20 protein-coding genes are annotated in these 20,430 nt (G+C 38.2%); 5 read left to right on the forward strand and 15 right to left on the reverse strand.

The genetic code is table 11. The features are described from left to right. Positions 1-58: 58 nt before the first annotated feature. Entirely contained in the window at positions 59-247 is a 189-nt protein-coding gene (locus tag T479_RS15030; protein WP_024363120.1) for a hypothetical protein, read from the forward strand. 120 nt (positions 248-367) lie between these two features. Here T479_RS15030 and T479_RS15035 read toward each other — a convergent pair whose 3' ends face one another. Both T479_RS15035 and recD2 read right to left on the reverse strand, forming a co-directional pair. Beyond that, positions 368-2,077, reverse strand: a complete 1,710-nt coding sequence (locus T479_RS15035; protein ID WP_025220081.1) for a polysaccharide deacetylase family protein — start codon at positions 2,075-2,077, stop codon at positions 368-370. Between the two features lie 28 nt (positions 2,078-2,105). Then, positions 2,106-4,550: an SF1B family DNA helicase RecD2 gene (gene recD2 / locus T479_RS15040; RefSeq protein ID WP_025220082.1), complete on the reverse strand. Its 2,445-nt coding sequence runs from the start codon at positions 4,548-4,550 to the stop codon at positions 2,106-2,108. A 193-nt stretch (positions 4,551-4,743) separates the two neighbouring features. On the opposite strand from recD2, the gene hisA reads away from it, so the two are divergent. The 3 genes from hisA to T479_RS15055 all read left to right on the forward strand — a co-directional run bounded on the left by hisA (position 4,744) and on the right by T479_RS15055 (position 6,784). Next, entirely contained in the window at positions 4,744-5,511 is a 768-nt protein-coding gene (gene hisA, locus T479_RS15045) for a phosphoribosylformimino-5-aminoimidazole carboxamide ribotide isomerase (protein WP_025220083.1), read from the forward strand. Continuing rightward, positions 5,508-5,795 (forward strand): hypothetical protein, encoded by a 288-nt coding sequence (locus tag T479_RS15050; RefSeq protein WP_024363124.1) that lies wholly within the window; start codon positions 5,508-5,510, stop codon positions 5,793-5,795. Before hisA ends, T479_RS15050 begins: the two co-directional genes overlap by 4 nt. 248 nt (positions 5,796-6,043) lie before the next feature. After that, positions 6,044-6,784 (forward strand): GTP pyrophosphokinase, encoded by a 741-nt coding sequence (locus T479_RS15055; RefSeq protein ID WP_024363125.1) that lies wholly within the window; start codon positions 6,044-6,046, stop codon positions 6,782-6,784. Positions 6,785-7,028: 244 nt separating this feature from the next. On the opposite strand, the gene T479_RS15060 is transcribed toward T479_RS15055, so the two are convergent. From T479_RS15060 to cymR, 4 genes are all read right to left on the reverse strand, one after another. Further along, entirely contained in the window at positions 7,029-7,688 is a 660-nt protein-coding gene (locus tag T479_RS15060) for a tetratricopeptide repeat protein (protein ID WP_024363126.1), read from the reverse strand. A gap of 113 nt (positions 7,689-7,801) precedes the next feature. Continuing rightward, complete coding sequence (mnmA, locus tag T479_RS15065) at positions 7,802-8,926, reverse strand: tRNA 2-thiouridine(34) synthase MnmA (RefSeq protein WP_024363127.1); 1,125 nt, start codon at positions 8,924-8,926, stop codon at positions 7,802-7,804. A 105-nt stretch (positions 8,927-9,031) separates the two neighbouring features. After that, on the reverse strand, positions 9,032-10,177 hold the full coding sequence (locus T479_RS15070; protein ID WP_024363128.1) for a cysteine desulfurase family protein: 1,146 nt from the start codon (positions 10,175-10,177) through the stop codon (positions 9,032-9,034). 152 nt (positions 10,178-10,329) lie between these two features. Continuing rightward, entirely contained in the window at positions 10,330-10,749 is a 420-nt protein-coding gene (cymR, locus tag T479_RS15075; protein WP_024363129.1) for a cysteine metabolism transcriptional regulator CymR, read from the reverse strand. A 135-nt stretch (positions 10,750-10,884) separates the two neighbouring features. Here cymR and T479_RS15080 point away from each other — a divergent pair, with 135 nt between their 5' ends. Continuing rightward, entirely contained in the window at positions 10,885-12,165 is a 1,281-nt protein-coding gene (locus T479_RS15080) for a replication-associated recombination protein A (protein WP_024363130.1), read from the forward strand. A 221-nt stretch (positions 12,166-12,386) separates the two neighbouring features. Here the strand turns inward: T479_RS15080 and T479_RS15085 are convergent, their stop codons facing one another. The 9 genes from T479_RS15085 to T479_RS15125 all read right to left on the reverse strand — a co-directional run bounded on the left by T479_RS15085 (position 12,387) and on the right by T479_RS15125 (position 20,406). After that, positions 12,387-12,944: a hypothetical protein gene (locus tag T479_RS15085; RefSeq protein WP_227665366.1), complete on the reverse strand. Its 558-nt coding sequence runs from the start codon at positions 12,942-12,944 to the stop codon at positions 12,387-12,389. 178 nt (positions 12,945-13,122) lie between these two features. Then, a complete protein-coding gene (locus tag T479_RS15090) occupies positions 13,123-13,509 on the reverse strand; it encodes a hypothetical protein (protein ID WP_024363132.1) in 387 nt (128 codons plus the stop codon). 295 nt (positions 13,510-13,804) lie between these two features. Continuing rightward, a complete protein-coding gene (locus T479_RS15095) occupies positions 13,805-14,566 on the reverse strand; it encodes a tRNA threonylcarbamoyladenosine dehydratase (protein WP_024363133.1) in 762 nt (253 codons plus the stop codon). 178 nt (positions 14,567-14,744) lie between these two features. Then, positions 14,745-15,728: an N-acetylglucosamine kinase gene (locus T479_RS15100; RefSeq protein ID WP_025220085.1), complete on the reverse strand. Its 984-nt coding sequence runs from the start codon at positions 15,726-15,728 to the stop codon at positions 14,745-14,747. Between the two features lie 72 nt (positions 15,729-15,800). Then, on the reverse strand, positions 15,801-16,883 hold the full coding sequence (locus tag T479_RS15105) for a DUF871 domain-containing protein (RefSeq protein WP_025220086.1): 1,083 nt from the start codon (positions 16,881-16,883) through the stop codon (positions 15,801-15,803). Between the two features lie 26 nt (positions 16,884-16,909). Further along, positions 16,910-18,238, reverse strand: a complete 1,329-nt coding sequence (locus T479_RS15110; RefSeq protein ID WP_025220087.1) for a PTS sugar transporter subunit IIC — start codon at positions 18,236-18,238, stop codon at positions 16,910-16,912. A gap of 46 nt (positions 18,239-18,284) precedes the next feature. Then, positions 18,285-18,605, reverse strand: a complete 321-nt coding sequence (locus T479_RS15115) for a PTS lactose/cellobiose transporter subunit IIA (protein WP_025220088.1) — start codon at positions 18,603-18,605, stop codon at positions 18,285-18,287. Between the two features lie 13 nt (positions 18,606-18,618). Then, complete coding sequence (locus T479_RS15120) at positions 18,619-18,930, reverse strand: PTS sugar transporter subunit IIB (RefSeq protein ID WP_038509826.1); 312 nt, start codon at positions 18,928-18,930, stop codon at positions 18,619-18,621. Between the two features lie 300 nt (positions 18,931-19,230). Continuing rightward, positions 19,231-20,406, reverse strand: coding sequence for a GNAT family N-acetyltransferase (locus tag T479_RS15125; protein WP_025220090.1), 1,176 nt, complete (start codon positions 20,404-20,406; stop codon positions 19,231-19,233). Between the last annotated feature and the right edge of the window lie 24 nt (positions 20,407-20,430).

Genomic DNA, 20,430 nt, shown 5'->3' on the forward strand with positions numbered 1-20,430 from the left:
AAGATATAGACATCAAGAAAAGAAAAACATCATTTGTCCAATAAAGGAGAAAATAAAAATGAATACACAAATTATTTCCTATGTAGCTCAAATGGAAGCAGCTTTAATGAACCAAATGGAAGATCATAATGAAGAAAATTTATTGTTCTCTATTGCTTCTGATATGATTGCAAAAGAACAAGATCAATACGAAAATGTTTGCCAAGCATATGAAGTGGTAAAACATCACTTAATCGGCTTGCATTAATCCCATCCATGTAAAATAACATCTACTACAAAACAAACCCGCATCTTCCCTGAAGATGCGGGTTTGTTTTTTGTACATATAGTTTTTCGTCGAAAAGCAGTTAGTCCAGTCCACGCTCTTTTATTGCGCAAAAGGTGATACCATTTTTTTGAACTGCGCTAAGCTCGTTTGTTGATCGCTGTAAAGGCGTTTAATTTGGTAGATATCATCATATGGATTGTTGTAGCCAGGCTTTGTTGAAAATGCCATTGTAAACCCAGCTTCTTTCACCGCATAAATAATATTGGCATTATATTGACCAAATGGATAGGCAAATGCTTTTGCATTCGGTATAAACGTTAAACTGCGCTTTAAATCTTCTACGACCTCATGGTAAGGAATCAACAACATTTTCCCTTTATTTCCAATCATATCGTGTAAATTATAGGTGTGCGATTCAAACGTAAAGACATCTTGCATATAATCCATATCTTGTTTTGACAGTGCTTGCAAATCATTATAATTAAACAGTTGTTCTGCAGGTGAATATTCATTACGATACGTAATTAAAAATTGAGTTGCTTGAAATCCATAATTTTTTAATATTGGATAGGCATATTCTCTTGTAGATAATAAACCATCATCAAATGTCAAAACAATGGAATAAGCAGGCAATGTAATTTCATTGCGCATAAAGCGCACTAAATCATCAGTACTAACCGTTTCATATTTTTTATCTTTCAAATACTTCATTTCATGAGCAAATTGGGTATCTGTTATCGTTGTACTTACATTTTTAAAGCGTCCTAATTCATGCTCCTTTAAGAAATGATGGTACATCATAACAGGTACGCCACGATCTAATGCTACCTTAGAACTGTGAATATAACCTTCACGTCCACCTATTGTCGTAACATACCAATTCTGCTCTTTTCGTAAAATGGGGTAGCGTCGATTTACATCCAACTTTGCAAATGGCTGTAATTTTTTCGCTGTTCGATCGTAAATTTCATTATTCCCTGATATTGGGATGAAATACTGATTTTTTCCTGCATTATCATTACCGCTATTTTTAAAAGACGGCGTATTGACAAATTTTATTTTTGATTTTTCCACATAAAGGAACGTTTTGCCCCACCGTACTTGAACATACATTTCATCTATAACATTGGCAATTTCTAACTGTTGCCCTTTTAACAGTGTCGCAATCGACATTGGTTGTTCTCGGCGAAGATCATAGAGAACAGCATTTTCCAACGCTTCAATATAGCCATTTTGTTTACTTGGCGGGGTTGTTGGTGATGTTGGTGGTGTCGGCGTAGGTTTTTCAACCGGCTTTGTTGATGGATCAGTGGTGTCCTGCCCTTTTTCTTCTGTAACAAAATTACTATGTACAAAACCCAGTCGTCCGTTCACAGCAATTCCGTACCAACTGCCCATTTTACTATATAAGGGGAAACGAACACCTTCCGATAATGTTGCAAATTGCACTAGTTTGTTACCGGTATTATCATAAACAGGCGTTACCTTTGTTGCTACAATGTAATCTTTTACTTTGACAACAGAAGGTACGTTATTTTGATATGTCTTGGATGGAACAACAGTCGTGTATCGTTTATCTACATAACCGTAGTTACCTCCCCAACGAATTTGCCACCAGTTAGGCCCATAATCTTTTGTCACTTCAAATGTTTGTCCTGCTGATAATGTTCCTACTTGTTCAAGTGAGCCTGAACGATTATCAAAGACAGTTGCTTCCTCATTCACTTGAATAACTATACTACTGGCATGTACCTTGTGCACGAATGGCAATAGCAGCATGAATAGGAGCAAGTACACAATGCGTTTCAATTTCTTCACCTCATAAAACTAATTTTTCTTATGATTCATCCATAAAATCATATGGAGATATGCCATCCATTCCAATCATTGGATGGATGGATGGTAAGGTTTCGACCGTTAGCTGTAGCACAGTCGTAGCATCCTCTTGTTGATTGTTCTCTTCATTTTGTTGCGTTTGCGTCTCCTCCACTAATGTAACCTCATTAGATGCTTCCATTGGGTTAAGTCGTGCGCGCAGAGACGTGAAGCGTTGTAAATCATCTGTTCGTTGTAAACCGCTAGCTAGCACATCTGGTTCACCACATAAAATTAAGAAATTTTTCGCACGTGTAATACCAGTATATAATAAATTACGACGTAGCATTTTCGAATAGCCACGCACCACTGGCATAATCACCGTTTGAAATTCTGAACCTTGTGATTTATGAATGGAGCAACAATAAGCCAATGTTAATTGATTAAGATCGCTGCGCTGATAAGTTACTTCAATTCCATCAAAAGACACGACAAGTAAATCCTGCTTCTCCACCGTTTCCTTTGCTTTAATAATACTAATGACTTCACCCATATCTCCATTAAAAACATTGCTTTCTGGCTGGTTTACAAGCTGTAATACTTTATCCTTTATGCGATACGTTACATCACCAAAGACAAGTTCCTTTCTTGTACCAGTATCATTCGGATTGACAAGCGCTTGAATCAATTTATTTAAGTTATCGATTCCGGCTGGTCCTTTATACATCGGTGCTAAAACTTGGATATTTCGGATTTCTTGCCCTTTTGTTACTGCACTTTTCACAACTTGTGTTACAACATTTGCCACTTGCTCTGAAGAAGCTTTAATAAAGGAACGATCCGATGTTTTCATCGTTAGATCATTTGGAATTGTACCACGTTTAATCTGATGGGCGAGTTCAATAATGGTTGAACCTTCCGCCTGACGATAAACATCTGTCAGTTCAACAGTCGGTATTTGTTGCGAAGCAAGTAAATCTTTGAGCACTTGTCCTGGACCTACTGGCGGTAGCTGATCTTGATCGCCAACAAAAACAACTTGTACATCCTCATGTAATGATTTTAATAATTGGTGGGCAAGCCATGTATCTACCATGGACATTTCATCGACAATGATCAGTTTTCCAGTAACCTCTCGCTCCGTTTCTTCCTCTTTCTCCTGACCTGTAAAGCCTAATAAGCGGTGGATAGTCATCGCAGGTAGTTCCGTAGACTCAGCTAGACGTTTAGCTGCACGACCTGTTGGTGCACATAAAATAATAGGGAATGGCTCTTCTTTTTGCGCATATTCCTTTGGATTTAGTGAAAGCCCGTGAAGTTTGGCATATACTTCAACAATGCCCCTAACAACCGTCGTTTTTCCTGTACCAGGACCACCTGTTAAAATCATGACAGCTGAATTAAGTGCTTGTTCAATTGCAAAAGCTTGTGTTTCTGCATATGTGACACTTAACAATGCTTCTGTTTCGCCGATTGCCTTGCGAATTTCATCTTTACTAAAATGCTTCGCTTGACTATTGCGTTCCGTTAGCGCAATTATTTTTGAGGCAATACCAATCTCCGAAAAATATAGAGATGGCAAATATAGTCTCGTTTCTTCACCATAGATTTTATTTTCCTCACGCAAATCGATACATGCCTTGGAAATTGCTTCGTATGGTATTTCTTGGCGTTGACTTTGCTCCAGCATATCTTTCACTTGTGGTAATACATGTTCCGCATCTAAAAATACATGACCATCCGATAACGCTGCTGTATTTAGAATATGTAAAATAGCCGCCTTAATACGGTCAGGATGATTGCCTGTAATACCTAATTTTGCACCAAGCTCATCTGCCCGAAAGAAACCGACACCGTCCACATCTTCAATGAGTCGATAAGGGTTTTCAGTTAAAAAATCAATCGTCTCTGTACGATATGTTTGATATATTTTCATACCGAGCTGCGGGCCAAATCCCCATTCATTTAACTGAATCATAACCCGTTCCAATCCAAGATTTTGCTCAATGGTACGATGAATAACTTCCTTTTTTTCAGCAGATAGTCGTGGTACACCATCAAGGACATTCGGGTCTTCTAATATAAGACGGATTGTATTGGGTCCAAGTTTCTCTACAATTGTTTCAGCCGTTTTTTTTCCAATACCAACAAATAAATCACTCGATAAGTAATGAACGATACCTTGCTCAGTTGCGGGCACTTCTTTTGTAAAGGTTTCAACTTGAAATTGTACACCATATTTTGGATGCTGTCTCATCGTTCCTGTAAAACGATATTGTTCGTCCATTTGCAATTGTGGGAAATAACCAACGACAATAATTTCTTTATCTTCATATTGCAAATTTGTTTCTTGAATTTTCACGCGCACAATAGAATACATATTTTGAACATTATGGAAAATAGAGACAATCGGACGTCCAAGAATAAATAGCTTATTCAGTTCAAATAAATCTAGATTTTCTGTCATTATCGATTCGTCTCCTTGCTTGTATATTTCAATCCTATTATTTTACCACAGCGCATGAAGAAAAATCGTTTTATCTAGAAAATCCTCAAATTTTTTAACATTATTTTGACAAATGATGAATTACGGCTATTTTAACACTAAGCATGCTATGATATACAGTAAGAATTTGTTGTTTGGAAGGATTGTGAAGCTAGTGGAATTTAGACCTTGCATCGATTTACACGATGGCAAAGTAAAACAAATTGTTGGAAGCACGCTAGGATATGCAGATCAAGAAGTTATCGAAAACTTCATTTCAGAATATGAGCCTAGTTATTATGCCAACATGTTTGCAAAAGATCAATTAGTAGGCGGGCATGTTATTATGCTTGGTAGTGGCAATGAACAAGCCGCACTAGCAGCCTTAACAGCTTACCCAGGAGGTTTACAAGTCGGCGGTGGCATAACGACTGAAAACGCTAAAAAGTACATAGATGCAGGTGCTTCGCATGTAATCGTGACATCGTTTATCTTTCATGATGGACAACTCGACGTCAATCGCTTAGTGCAACTCGTTAAGCTAATCGGTAAAAAACATCTTGTAATCGATTTAAGTTGCCGGATGCGTGATGGAAAGTGGTTTGTAGTCACAGATAAATGGACAAAATTTAGTGATTTTGAAGTCAACCCACAAAACATTTCCTACATTGAAGAATTTTGTGATGAACTATTGATTCATGCAGTGGATGTTGAAGGAAAAAAAGGTGGGATGCAGGAAAGCTTAGTGCGAGATTTAGCAGCTTGGACATCTATTCCAACAACCTATGCAGGTGGCGTTCGTTCTTTAGAGGACTTAGAAAAATTCAAAGCCATTTCAAATGGAAAGCTACATGTCACAATCGGTAGCTCACTTTCTATTTTTGGTGGAGATTTACCTTATACGGAAGTTGTGAACTATTGTAAAAAAGGCGGGATACTGTGAAACTTATCTATAAAGATTATGTTTTTCCATTTAGAGAAACCAATTTAGAACGGATTATTGATGGCAAATATTTCAAAGTTAACACGTTAGATGATTCCTTATCATTACAGATTCAACTTGATAATGAACAAATGCTACTTGAGTTTTCAAAATCATTAAAAGCAACTTGTAGTTTCCTACGCGATCAAGAAAATGAGCCATATATTGGCACTTATATCGACTTGCAAATTTTTGTTGAAGAATTCAATAAGCGTTACAATTTAAATGCAAAAATTATTGTATAATAGCCCAAACTATAGACAACATACTTGAGTGTTTTCTCTTAAAGTATGTTGTCTTTTTTTTGAAGAAAATGCATCTTGCACAGCAATGAGTGGAAACAGGACATACTAACAAGAAATTACACTTTTTCGTAGAGTGTAAATTTCTAATTTCCCGTCCTTTTTGTTAAGCTTAGAAGAAGAAATACATATGTTGTAGCCAATTAACCAATACGTGTCCTACCTCGCACTAAAAGAAAGGATTTTTTAAGATGACAAATGAACTTGAAGCCACAACTATTAAGACACTCCAAACAGAACTTACTCGCTTCTTCTTAGCTTATAAATTTGCGTTAAACGAAGTGGAAACAAAAATCAATATCTTGCAAGAAGAATTTAAGCTTATGCACGAATATAATCCAATTGAACATGTCTCCACTCGAGTGAAGTCACCAAAAAGCATCTTATTAAAGATGAAGAAAAAAGAGCTGACACCTGCCATCGATAGTATTCGCGAAAATATTCGGGATATAGCAGGCGTCCGTATTACGTGCTCCTTTGTAGAAGATATTTATAAAGTAAGTGCGATGTTGCAAGCACAAAATGATATTGAAATAGTGGACGTAAAAGACTACATCGCGTATCCAAAAGAGAATGGCTATCAAAGCCTACATCTTATTATTAAAATTCCAATTTTCATGTCCGATCGAATGGAAAAAGTCTATACGGAAATTCAAATACGAACGATTGCAATGGATTTTTGGGCAAGTCTCGAGCATAAAATTTACTATAAATACAATAAGGAAGTGCCAGCACATATTCGTAAGGAACTAAAAGAAGCGGCGCTACAAGCTGCTGAATTAGATCGTAAAATGGAACGTCTCAATAAAGAAATCAATATTTTAAAGGCTAATGATACTGAATCGTCCCTGTTAGACACAACACCTATTGCGCATTTAGCACAATACTTATCACAACTGACATTTGACAGCGCAGTTAAAGACAACAAATAATGACTCAAGCAAATAAAAAGTGATAGATTGACTGCCGTCAATCTATCACTTTTTTGTTACCATTGATGCCTGCTTCGACGGCGCTTTCCGCTCAGTACAGTAAGCCGCAACCCTCGCTAGTGCGCGGAATGCCCAAGCAGGAGTCTGCCTTCGCTACCATCAACTAGCGTTCTATTCTTGCAAAAGAAAGAATGGCTGACAACTTTGTCCTTGTTTCATCTCTTCAAGTTTTGTCTCGCCCGCTTTAATTAAATCGTTGTGCAATCATATCGTAAATATAACGAGCTTGATCGTATTCAGGTTGAATGGTAAATGCCTGCTTTAAATGGTACATCGCATCTTCTGTTTGTTCAGTGGATACAGCATACAGCACACCTAAGTTATAATGAGCATCTGCATTATTCCAATCCTGTTCGATTAAATAATCTAACTCCTTCTTACCTTCTTCGAACATTTCTAATGCACAGAGCACGATTGCATATGCTAGGCGAATTTGTGTATCCTCTGGTGCAATTTCTGCCGCACGTTGTAAGTATGGCAAAGCAAGCTTCGGATTTTCCATTCGTTCAAAGCACTTGCCCATCATATAATAAACATCCGCACCTGCAATTTTATGCTTCACAGCTTGCTCATAAAGTTTTAACGCCTCGGCATAACGTTCCGCATTATAATATAAATTAGCTAAACCATAATAGGCTGTAGCTGCCGTTTCATCTACAGTAATTGCTTTTTGAAAAAAACGCTCTGCTCGTTCTGTATCTTCTAGGACCGCCAATAAATTCCCAAAATTCACATAGCCAATTGCATTTTCAGGCTCTGCTTCAATTGCTTTGGTAAAAAGCTGTGCAGCATCCTCATAACGTTTCTCTTGAAACGCTAGAATTCCTTGCTCGTTAAAATCCAAATCATTTCACCTCTATGTAGCGAAAAGACTGCACATCTGATCGCTATTTCGTGTACACCAAGATTATTTGCTCGATGCACTTTAAAGTTTAGCGTCGCAGTCTTTTTCGCGAGTTATCCAACGTATGTTAGTTTTTCATTGTTTTTAAAAACTTCATCAATTGTACCGCCACCTAAGCAAACTTCACCGTCATATAAAACAACAGCCTGTCCAGGTGTTATAGCACGTACAGGTTCTGCAAACACAATATGTGTACGACCATCTTCTAAAATTTCTACCTCTACAGGAGTATCTGTTTGACGATAGCGGAATTTCGCAGTACAAGAAAATTTCCCGGGCAATTTTTTTGTCGAAGTATAGCCCATTTTCACTGCTGTTAGCGATGTTGAGTATAAAGCATCATGGTGGAATCCTTGACCGACAAGCAACACATTACGTTCTAAATCTTTTCCAAGGACAAACCATGGCTCACCGTCTCCACCTATGCCAAGACCATGACGTTGACCTAATGTATAGTACATTAACCCATCATGTTGCCCCATTACTACGCCATCCATCGTTTCCATTTTGCCAGGTTGAGCAGGTAAATATTGACTTAAAAACTCTTTGAAATTACGCTCTCCGATAAAGCAAATACCTGTTGAATCCTTTTTCTTAGCTGTAGCAAGCCCTGCTTCTTCTGCAATTTTACGCACTTCTTTTTTCTCGATATCCCCAATTGGGAACATAACATGCGCTAATTGCTCCTGTGATAGTTGGTTAAGGAAATACGTTTGGTCCTTATTATCATCTACACCACGAAGCATACGTACTTCGCCATCCCCACTGCGATCAATACGTGCATAGTGACCTGTTGCTAGATAATCTGCACCAAGATTCATGGCATGCTCTAGGAATGCTTTAAATTTAATTTCTTTATTGCACATTACATCCGGGTTTGGTGTGCGTCCCGCTTTATATTCTTCTAAAAAGTATGTGAAAACTTTATCCCAATATTGCTTTTCAAAATTGACAGCATAATAAGGAATACCGATTTGATTACATACTTTAATTACATCTTCGTAATCTTCTGTCGCGGTACAAACGCCATTTTCGTCTGTATCATCCCAGTTTTTCATAAAAATACCAATTACTTCATACCCTTGTTGCTTTAACAAATAGGCAGCAACGGAAGAGTCTACCCCACCTGACATGCCGACGACGACACGGATTTGTGATGGGTCACGTGTTTCGATCATTGTGGTCACCTTTTCTTTTATTCAATTCATTTAAACCTTACTTTTTGGCTTTATTTATAGTAAAAGCTTCTTTGATAAGGGTTTAAAGTTATCTATTATAGCAAATTATTTTGCCAATTTTTTCACAATCGTAGCTGTTTTTTCTGCTGCTTGACGTACATCTTCTTCAGTTAGTCCTTGGCCAAAGCTAAAGCGAATAGAGTTTCGCAACTCATCTGCCCCTTTTCCATACATCGCTACTAACACATGTGAAGGATCAATAGTACCTGCTGTGCAGGCAGAGCCACTGGATGCGTAAATGCCAGCCATATCTAGGTTCACTAAAAATGACTCTACCTCCATATTAGCAAAACTAATATTTAATACGTGCGGCAGGACATTTTGAGGATCACCATTGACATGAAATGCTAACTTTTCATGTGAAAAAACATCCAACATAATTTGTTTAAAGCGATTGTACAGTGCTCTCTTACTTTCACGCAACTCACTTGCATTTTGAGCAGCTGTAGCAAAGCCAATAGCAGCAGGAATATTTTCCGTACCTGCACGACGTTTTTTCTCTTGTGAACCGCCAAATGCATAGCTTGCAAGTGGTGTACCTGTCTTTTGATAAAGGAAACCAATTCCTTTTGGTCCATTAATTTTGTGCGCTGAGACACTTAATAAATCAACCTGCAAAGCAGTTACATCAATGTTTTCTAAACCGTAAGCCTGTACGGCATCCGTATGGAACGTCGCTTTATGTTCCCGTAACAACTGACCAATTTCAGCAATCGGTTGAATTGAACCCACTTCGTTATTCCCGTACATAATTGTTACTAAAATTGTATCTTCACGTAGCGCTTGTCGCACCGCTTCTACAGTTATGCGCCCGTTGGCATCTACTGGTAAATAGGTCACTTCAAAGCCATCTTTCTCCAACTTCTCACAAGTATGTAACACCGCATGATGCTCAATCTGAGTTGTAATAATATGCTTACCTTCATGAGCACGAGCATTAGCTGTGCCAATAATTGCCGTATTATCCGCTTCCGTACCGCCACTTGTTAAAATAATTTCCGTTGGCTTTGCTCCAATGGATTGTGCCAATATATCACGTGCCTGATCTAAATATTTTCGCGCCTCACGCCCAGCTCCGTGAATACTCGATGCATTGCCAAATACATTACGCATCGCTAAAGTCATGGCGTCTATTACCTTGTCATTCATCGGAGATGTAGCCGCATGATCAAGATAGATGTTTGCATTCATGTTGAAAACTCCTTTATACAAAAACACTAAAGTACTGTCTATTCCCAAGAGGCGAAAACGCTGCATGTTAAATGGTCCATCTTTGCACAACATGCAGAGTGGCGAAAACATGGCAGCATATAAACCGTTGGAGGTGCTTTAGTCTAATAAAATTAAATATAGAACATATAGCCGTCTACTACATTTTCCTCTGTATACTGTGCTAAATCTTCAATAGTCGTAGTATCTAATACATTTTTTACTGCATCACGAATTCGTAGCCATAGCTCTCGTTGAGGTGCTTCCTCATTTTCAATACCTTCTACAGGCTGGATTGGCCCTTCTAATACACTGATAACGTTTGCTGCTGAAATCTCACTAGGTGGATTCGCTAGCATATAACCGCCATACGCTCCACGTACACTTTTTACCAATCCTGAATTACGTAATGGAGACACAAGTTGCTCTAGGTACGCTTCCGAAAGCTCTTTTTCAGCAGCAATTTTACGAAGCGGAATTGGACCTTCTCCATAATGTTTTGCCAATTCAATCATAATCGTGAGACCATAACGGCCCTTTGTAGAAATTTTCATTTTATCACCCTCAATTAGTCTAGTCAAAATACTACCAACAGTATATCATAATCTCCTCTTGAAGAACTCGGAAATACTCTTGGAAGGTTATGATATACTATAATTTAGAACAAACGTACGAAAGGGGATAATGTTTTGCATAATGAACCACTCGCTTATCGGATGCGTCCATTAACGCTTGATGAAATCGTTGGTCAACAAGATTTTGTCGGTCCTGATACGGCTTTATATAAAATGATTCAAAATGGACATGTTCCTTCTATGCTACTGTACGGTGAGCCAGGTATAGGGAAGACATCGATAGCCAATGCCATCGCAGGTAGCTCAAAACTCCCTTTTTTTGCACTAAATGCAACACGTGCTGGCAAAAAGGATGTTGAAGATATTGTACAAGAAGCGAGAATTTCAGGAAAAGTCTTACTGTTTTTAGATGAGATTCATCGCTTCAATAAATTACAGCAGGATACTTTATTACCACATGTAGAAAATGGCTCTATCGTTTTAATCGGGGCTACAACAGAAAACCCCTATCATGATGTTAACCCAGCCATTCGTTCGCGTTGCGGTGAAATTCATCAGTTAAAAAAATTAACTACAGCTAACTTAGTAGAACTTATTCAAAAAGCACTTGCTGATGACAAACGGGGACTAGGGAAATATCATTTTGTACTAACAGCAACTCAAATCGAGCAAATCGCCACTGCAGCTCACGGAGATGCACGCAAGGCATTAACTTTGCTAGAGTCGCTTTATTATGCAAGTGATGAAGTGAACGGACAAACGATTGCTTCTGACCATATTTTAGAACATTTGATTGGTCGAATTGGTGTCTACGGAGATAAGAATGGTTCACATTTCTATAACTTGCTCTCGGCTTTGCAAAAATCCGTCCGTGGCAGTGATACAAATGCAGCGTTGTATTATTTAGCACATTTACTTGAAACAGGTGATTTAGTTGCCGTAAGTCGCCGACTCCTTGTTATGGCGTACGAAGATATTGGTCTTGCTAACCCTCAAGTTGGTACACATATGCTTGCAGCTATTCAGGCAGCAGAGCGTCTAGGGTTACCTGAAGCACGGATTCCACTTGCTAGCGCTGTTATTGAAATGTGCCTTGCATCAAAATCAAATTCAGCCATTTCCGCAATAGATGCTGCAATTGCAAGCATCCATGCAGGTAAAACAGGAGAGATTCCGCTACATTTACGCGATACACATTATGAAGGTGCCAAAGATTTAGGGCATGTGGGCTACCAATATCCGCATAACAACCCTATTGGGACATTTGGTGGCTGGGTAGACCAACAATATTTACCAGATGAACTTGTAGGGACAGAGTTTTATAAGCCCGTTATTGCAGGAGAGGAAAAACGGATGGCAAGTATATACAACAAGCTTAAATCATTCCATAATTAGTGCCAGGCACTGAAACAATTATGAAAATTTGTTGAAGCCATGCCTGCAAGGCTTCAAAGCAGTCATCGGCTTCTCTAAAAAGAAAAACTGTAGACAACAGGACATTCTTTGTTTGTCTACAGTTTGCCTGTTAGGCTTCTTCCTAAACATCTCCACAATATTAAAAACCATTGTCGTTTTAAAGTTCGACAATGGTAGATAGTTATTTCTTAATATATTTTTTAAGCTATTTCTTTCTCTACAAACAATTTAAAGCGTTGTAAACACTGTTTAGCGTCACCTTGTTGAGCAAGCACTTCATCTCTTAAAGCAGATACTTTCTCATGATTTTCTACGACATCCCCGTACAACGCAAAAATGGCCGTTAAAAATTCCTCATTCTCTTCCTGTTCAATACTCGGTAAAGAATAGGCCGCAATCGTTAATAAACTTTCTACTTTTTCTGGTGTTTTTTGTAGCTCATTGGACGCATAAAAAATGGATGCAGCTAAGAAATAACATAACTTTGCACTGCAATCTATAAACAAATGCCAATATGTATTGGCTTTCGGAAGTTCTCCTGCTCTTGCCCCTAAGTATTCCTTATAAAACGTAGTAACCTGTGTATATAAAGGCGTTAAAGATCGCATAGCCTTTGTGTAATTATTAGACGTATCCAAATAGTCAAATACAATACTATTCATTTTTTCTTGAAGCTTTACAATATCTAAGTGATCACGAATTACTTGTATTTCCATTTTCCACTCTCCCATGTTCTCATTTGTTTTGGCAAACGCCATTTCTACTCCCCTTAAGCAGATTTGAACATTCCAAACAAAGCGACCTTTTGTATATATATATTGGAATTATTCAAATTATAGCAATAAACCAAAAGAAGAAGTGAGCTCATGAAAAAAATAAGGCAATTTCGTGAATTGTTAGCATTTTGTGTACGTAAGATTAATTATTTTGGTAAAATTAAACTCTTTGTAAATAGTAGTCAAACAAAAATTGTTCTTTGTCTCGATCAATTATTTCAATAATGCAACCGTTGGCATATTTTTTTATTCTTTGTTTCGGACTATAAAAATACACATTATTTGTAATTAACCATTGGCTTAACGTCAGCTCCGTTGCTGGTTGCTGTTCTGTTAAAATCCTTTTGTGGCGAAGTATATCCGCCATTTTGTAAAAACCATCTGATAATTCATAAGCAGATACATCAAAATTAAAAACAGGTGTCACAACCTGTCCAACATCATAAATATGTATCGTCTTGTTCGCCTCATCAATCGCTAATTCCACTGTGCTAATTTCATCGAATAGATTTAAGCCTCTATATTCCATTTGATAAATTTGCTCCATTATTAATGAATGCCCCCTCTTTTTTAACAGCCCTATTGTATCATAGAAAAAGTGAGCATCAGCCGCATAAATAACATAAGGGAGCATTTTACGTCATTTCTCCTACTGATAGACATGCCGTAAAAGAAAAGAATCTGCAAGCCATTTTAGGAAAAAGCCAGCCAAACTCGTATTCACAGACACGCTGTGCCCATGTAAGCTCACTGTTCCTAATGGAAAACTTTACAGATTCCTCTTCTAATTAGCATTTTTAAATTGCTAAATTATATATAAACTACATGTTGCTTGAACGGGGTTAACCTTGCACGCGGGTAATTTTCACGTCTTCCACAATTTTATTGACTACCCAACTTGCCGCTATTAAACCTGCAACAGAGGGTACAAACGCGTTAGAAGATGGTGGCATTTTCGCTTTGCGGATAGCTGCATCTGGTTTTCCCACATGCTCTACGACATCTGGACGTACAACAATTGGGCTTTCATCCGAGAATACAACGGTTACGCCTTTATGAATACCATCTTTTCGTAATTTTGTACGAATCACTTTTGCTAATGGGTCTGTATGTGTTTTGGAAATATCAGCAATTTTAAAGCGTGTAGGGTCCATTTTATTGGCGGCGCCCATACTTGAAATAATAGGAATGTTACGCTTTAAGCATTCTTTCATAATGTGAATTTTATAAATTACCGTATCGCTCGCGTCGATAACATAATCGATTCCTTGTGCAAAAAATTGCTCATACGTTTCTTCTGTGTAAAACATATGCATATCAATCACTTCACATTCTGGATTAATATCTGCAATTCGCTCTTTCATCACACCAGATTTGGATTTTCCTACTGTTGAAAGATACGCTACTAATTGACGGTTAACATTTGTAATATCTACATTATCCTTATCAACTAAAATAATGCGTCCAATACCACTTCTAGCACATGCCTCGGCAGCAAATGAGCCGACGCCACCTACACCTAAAATGGCTACGGTTGTATTTTTTAATTTTTCGAGTCCTTCAGTACCTATCGCGAGCTCGTTACGAGAAAATTGATGTAACATCCTTACACTCTCCATCTATCGAATTTTTATTAGTAAACCTAGTTATATACTAAGATAAAATCAAACCTATATTACATTTTATCATGATATTGTTCAAGTGGAAATTCTCAAAAGTATTATGCTACCGTATAAGTAAAAATTCGCATAGACATCTAAAGAGCATCGTAAAATCGTTGATTTAGTCAACACCCCATGTTGCATAGTTAGCCTGAAACGATTCAATAAATGATCTATCCAATGGAACGCGGGCCATTTTAAACGCTCCTATACCAGCTCCTCCAATCGGCTCTAAAACAGGTAAAATAAAGTGCAGTGGCATCTGCTCGTCTAACGCTAATTTTTCAAGCTGTGACACAAGCATCGGGTTATTTGCAAATACGCCACCCGCTAAAACTACCGGTACATGCTCTTGCCTCCATGCCATATTCACATAGCAAGTTTTGATTGCCTTGTAATACTTCACACAAGCCTCTCGCATAATGTGATTGGCTACAGTATCTCCTTTTTCTGCCACTTGAAAGACATATTTGCTAAGTGGAGCAATCACTGTTCTTGGATGTGCCACTCCATAAATGCACTCTATTAATTGTGGAACATGGTCAACAGTGAAATGTTGTAACAAGACATCCGTTAAGGCTGTTGGTGTGGCTCGCTGATCATAGCTTTGAAAAACGGCCTTTAGCGTTTCAACCCCTAAATCATAACCGCTACCCTCATCATCAAAAAGATATCCCCAACCACCGACACGATTGCTCGTGCCCTGATAGTTAAACCCCATCGTAATTGCACCTGTCCCAGCAATTTGCACAATGCCTTCTTGTCCTAACGTCCCAGCATAGAGCGCAATTAAGGCATCGTTTTCAATGATAACTGTCGTATCCTTATGAACATATTGCCGAATAATTCGTTCTACTACGCCTTCTACTTGCTGTTCCTTCACTCCAGCCATACCAACAAAGCAACTATGTATTGCTGAAAATATTTGTGGCGCTTGTTGTTGCAGTTGCTGCAATAGTCCATGCAGCGTCGACTCAAAATGTTGCCTATCCAACGCAGTCGGATTACTACGTGACGTCACTACTTTGCCATACAAATTGCCATGCTCATCACAAATAACAGCACAGGTTTTTGTACCGCCTCCATCTATCGCTAGTACGTACATTCTATTTACTCCTTTCGATATAAAAAAGGATTAAGCACAGTCTACTGTCGGCTTAATCCCCTCCTGTTTCAATTATTTTGTAAAGCCGAACGACGCCCAAGGTTGAATTTGAGATAATAAGAAGCGTTCTTCTTCCACGACCTTTGCCACTATATTTGTAGAGCCTGCATTGGGCATTGCTTTTAACACTATTTGTAGCTCACCTTTATAGCGCACATCTAAATTATTATCGATTGTCACATCACCTAACTGTAATGGGTGTGTATCATGAGCTGGAAAATCACCATCTTTATATTTCACGCGCGATTGGGTACTTCGAATAACATAGTCCGATACATCACCCCGATTAAAATGGGGCTCTTTAAATAACACCGCTTGTTCTAAAATAGTTGTTTCGGAAGATGGGACAATCTTTAGCTCTAGCTTATTGCGATTTAATTGGCCTAATGCGCTAAGTTCTTCCTTTGAAGCATACATATTACCAATAATACAATCATCAATTAAGCCTGTATGCCATAAATCTTTCGCCTGCACAGTTATTGGTAGATCACGATGCTCTTCTAATGTCGGTAAACCATGCTCTGTTTTTTCCCAAGGACCATACACTGCATGTTGAGAAGAAATCATCGCCGCTGTTCGTATATGGTTTGCTTTAAAATTTTTGGATGTTGCTAAAAAATGTTGTCGTGATAGTCCCGTATAGCGTCGTGGATAAAAGTTATGACAGCCTATAATATGATTACGGTTCGGTTGATAGGATAAAATATTATCCACATATTTCGTACCATTACTAATATTGAGCTCAATGTTTAACTCACTATTATCTAATGACATCAATGCTTCCTCATGACCTGAAAATCCCATATCTAGGCGCAATGTCGCTAGATGGTAGTGTTCTTTAAAATAAGCAATATTTTTATACGTTAAGCCTAAATCTTCAAAAACTGCTGGTGCAATATCCGCTGAAATAGCAAAGCCTAGCTGTTTTGCAAAATAATTGATTTGCTGTAACTTACGTTTCTCTTTGTCATCCTTTAAAGACAAAAGACATGTAAATATACGGTCAAAACCATTATCATGCGCTAGCTGCACATACTGTTGCATTTCTTCTAGCGTGCTATGCTGTGGGTATAGTGAAATTCCTAACCTTCTCAAATGACAATACCTCCAATATTAAGCTATTACACTTCAACTTTCGGAATCTCTGTTGCTTTTTCAGGCTGTAGTGCTTGTGTTTCTTCCTTTAGATCATGCTTTTGTTCTTGTCTAGCAATACGGTTAGCCATCGCTATAAATGGTAGGTAAATACAAACTGACACGATTATGAGCACAAGACTCAAAACAGCTCCAGTCCACGATTGCGTTACTAAAAATCCGTTAATAATCGGCGGTGTTGTCCAAGGTGCTACAACCGTTGCCGCTGGAACCCAACCCCATTTTGTTACAAAAAATGCAATGGTTACGTTAACCATTGGTGTTAAAATAAACGGGATAAACAAAATAGGATTCAATACAATTGGAAGACCAAATAGTAATGGCTCATTAATATTGAATAGGCCTGGTGCGGCTGATAATTTGCCAACGGTATTATATTGCTTATTCTTTCTTGCAAAAATAAAGATGGCGATAATCAGTGCAATGGTCGTACCCGATCCGCCCATATTGACAAACGCATCAAAGAATGGCTTATTAACGATATAAGGTGCAACATTTCCAGCCGAAATGGCATTGACATTTTCCTGAATTGCAGCTGAATTAATCGTTTGCATAAATGGCTCGATAATATTAGCGCCATGGACACCTAACGTCCATAAGAATGCTGGGATAAAGGCTAAAATTAATGCCGCTACCCATGTATTTGTTAAGCCCATAAATGGCTCCTGAATTGTTGAATAAAACGATCCCACAATATCCGGAATACCAAAACCTGCCGTAATAATGGTACGTACTAATGCGAAAATCCCAATCGTTATAATGGCTGGCAGCAATGCTGCAAATGATTTCGAAACAGCTGGTGGTACTCCATCAGGCATTTTAATTAGCAGCTTACGATTGCCTGCTAATCTACAAAATAGTTCGGTAGATAACAAGGCCACAAGAATGGCGATAAATATTCCGCCCGTACCTGTTGTTAATCCTGTTAAACCACCTTCACCAAACGTTCCAAATGTTAAATAACTAGATAGACTAATTACGCCAGCTGAAAGACCATCCTTGTTATAACCCTTCGCCAAGTTGTAAGCAATTGTAAAGGCAAGTAACAGCGACAAAATATTAAATGTAGCATTCCAAATGTTACCACCAAATTGTGTCCATGTTTCATGCTTCCAAATAGAATCAAGTGCATTTTGATAAAAATCAATTGGTAAGTTATTAATTAGTACAGCCAACGAACCTACAATTGTCAATGGCATAATCGTAATAAAACCGTCACGAATGGCAACTAAATGACGCTGGCTCCCAACTCTAGCAGCTACCGGCACAAATTTTTCTTCTAAAAATCGGAACATTCCACACACTCCCTTTGCTTTTTATTGTGACATCAAATACATGATGCTACTCCCCTTTAATTTGTTCATACAGTTCAATCATTTCTTGCGCTAAATCTCGAAATGTTATAGCATTCATTAAGTGATCTTGCGCATGAATTAATAGCATCGATACTTCGACTTTTTCTCCCCTTGCTTCCTGGGTTAACAATGCTGTTTGCGCATGATGAGCCTCGATTAACGCCTCATTTGCCAGCTTTATTTTGTCCTTTGCTTGATTGATTTGCCCCTTTTTTGCTAACTGAAGCGCTTCCATACATTCACTTTTCGTATTTCCACTATGGACGATTAACCCCATAATGGACTGCATCATCGCTGTTTCTTCCATCGGGCTAGCCTCCTCATCCAATTAGTTTCAATGCCTGTTTCAATACATTGTCACCATTCATCATGCCGTAATCAGCCATATTAATAACATCAATTGGAAAATTTAATTCCTTGAATTTTGCTTCAAAAGTCGATTTTAAGTAGCGAACTTGCGGACCAAGTAAAAGGACATCCGCCTTTTTATTTGTTAACACTTTATCTACCTCACTTTCAGCTATGGCAAAAATATCAGCCTCAATATTTTGTTCCTGCGCAGCTTTCTGCATTTTGGAAACTAATAAACTCGTACTCATTCCCGCTACACACACTAACATAATATTTTTCATTGTCAGCACTCTCCTTTTTGTCTTTTTCGTTTTTCATATCCTTGTGACGACTTTCATGAAATCGCTTACTTATACTGAGAATAGCACCTATTGGTATATACCACAATATAGATTTTTCTCCATTTTATACCTATATTGCATGCTGAAATAATTGGGCTATCGCCTCATTACTTGCGAATAAATGCATTTGCGCAACTGGTATAGTCCAGAAAAAACTTCAAAAATTTTTGCGTTTACCTTTAAACGCCTCTCGTATTACGTTTAGTTATTTTCCTTTTCTTATCTGCAACAGAAATCAAGTTAAAAGTATTCGTAAAATGCAGGCTTATTTGACGGAATCGCCTGTTGCCAATGTTGTATTTCTTCCTCTGCTAGTTCTTTTTGGCTAAAAACAACTGCATCTTTAACACGAAGATAGCCGACCATCATTGCTGAAAATAAGTTGATTGGTAATGTTAACATATGCTGTTCAGACACTGAATTTGCCTCCCTAATCGAAACATGACCATCTTTATTTATCCTGTATATTTGTTCATTCCAAGGACAAAATGGATCCTTAAGACGCACGTATAACGTGTGCTGTAAGTTATTCCAAGGGTAACGTTTCATAAAAGCGAAAGCATCCACTATTCGAACCATGACATCTTGTGTTACTTTTTTTTCAATTTGTGGATCTTTAAAATTAAAGCCAAAATAGCGATCATTTGCTGTTACTCCCTCAATCGTGTTTACACTTGCAGCATGGGATGAGACAAAACGCCATAGTGCTTGTTCAGCCAGATGATGTGGCGCAATAAAATCATGGATAGTAAAAATACCATCTTGAATCGTATAGCGCATATAGCCAGCTATGCTACTTGCAAAAAAACACGCGGCAAAGTGACTGTCCGGCGATCTTCTTGCAATCCGTTTCCACCAAGCAGCGTCTCGAAGCATGCTACCATTCGTCAGGTGTGCCTGTGCATTATGAAACTGCTGAATTGCTTCAAATAGTGTTGTATCTGGCCATTCAAAGCTCATACGTTTCACCTCATCGTATTGTTTACCGAAATCAGGAAACTTCGACTGTGAAATGGTATATTGAAGCTTATCAAAAAATAGTTCCCAGCCAAAGTAGCGATAAAAAGAGACAGAAAATGGTGCCAGTACTGAAATGGTTTGCCCGTTTTGTCGCATTTCCTTCAGCGAAGCTATTATCAACTTCTTCATAATCCCTTGCTGACGATACTCTGGATAGGTTGCCACAAATCCAATTCCCCCCATTTCATAATTTTCACCATGTATCGTCATATTCAGTGGCAGTATTAAGAGCTGACCTACGACTTTATCCCCATCATAAGCTCCCAGTGTTGTACTATGTTCAATCCAATAATGAAAATCGTCACGACGTGCACCAGTATATTTATTTGGAAAGCAATAGTCCCTTAGTCGATGAATTTGTAGGTAATCCGTTGATGGAACGCATTTAATATCCATGACACCCTCCTTTTTCACAAAATA

This window comes from Lysinibacillus sphaericus, assembly GCF_000600105.1.
Lineage (GTDB): Bacteria > Bacillota > Bacilli > Bacillales_A > Planococcaceae > Lysinibacillus > Lysinibacillus sphaericus.

Excerpts from the sequence above, each read along its gene's own strand:
- T479_RS15030 (WP_024363120.1), top strand. The coding sequence starts at position 59 with ATGAATACACAAATTATTTCCTATGTAGCTCAAATGGAAGCAGCTTTA.
- recD2 (WP_025220082.1), bottom strand. The coding sequence starts at position 4,550 with ATGACAGAAAATCTAGATTTATTTGAACTGAATAAGCTATTTATTCTT.
- T479_RS15055 (WP_024363125.1), top strand. The coding sequence starts at position 6,044 with ATGACAAATGAACTTGAAGCCACAACTATTAAGACACTCCAAACAGAA.
- mnmA (WP_024363127.1), bottom strand. The coding sequence starts at position 8,926 with ATGATCGAAACACGTGACCCATCACAAATCCGTGTCGTCGTCGGCATG.
- T479_RS15070 (WP_024363128.1), bottom strand. The coding sequence starts at position 10,177 with ATGAATGCAAACATCTATCTTGATCATGCGGCTACATCTCCGATGAAT.
- cymR (WP_024363129.1), bottom strand. The coding sequence starts at position 10,749 with ATGAAAATTTCTACAAAGGGCCGTTATGGTCTCACGATTATGATTGAA.
- T479_RS15085 (WP_227665366.1), bottom strand. The coding sequence starts at position 12,944 with ATGGCGTTTGCCAAAACAAATGAGAACATGGGAGAGTGGAAAATGGAA.
- T479_RS15090 (WP_024363132.1), bottom strand. The coding sequence starts at position 13,509 with ATGGAGCAAATTTATCAAATGGAATATAGAGGCTTAAATCTATTCGAT.
- T479_RS15095 (WP_024363133.1), bottom strand. The coding sequence starts at position 14,566 with ATGTTACATCAATTTTCTCGTAACGAGCTCGCGATAGGTACTGAAGGA.
- T479_RS15100 (WP_025220085.1), bottom strand. The coding sequence starts at position 15,728 with ATGTACGTACTAGCGATAGATGGAGGCGGTACAAAAACCTGTGCTGTT.
- T479_RS15110 (WP_025220087.1), bottom strand. The coding sequence starts at position 18,238 with ATGTTCCGATTTTTAGAAGAAAAATTTGTGCCGGTAGCTGCTAGAGTT.
- T479_RS15115 (WP_025220088.1), bottom strand. The coding sequence starts at position 18,605 with ATGGAAGAAACAGCGATGATGCAGTCCATTATGGGGTTAATCGTCCAT.
- T479_RS15120 (WP_038509826.1), bottom strand. The coding sequence starts at position 18,930 with ATGAAAAATATTATGTTAGTGTGTGTAGCGGGAATGAGTACGAGTTTA.
- T479_RS15125 (WP_025220090.1), bottom strand. The coding sequence starts at position 20,406 with ATGGATATTAAATGCGTTCCATCAACGGATTACCTACAAATTCATCGA.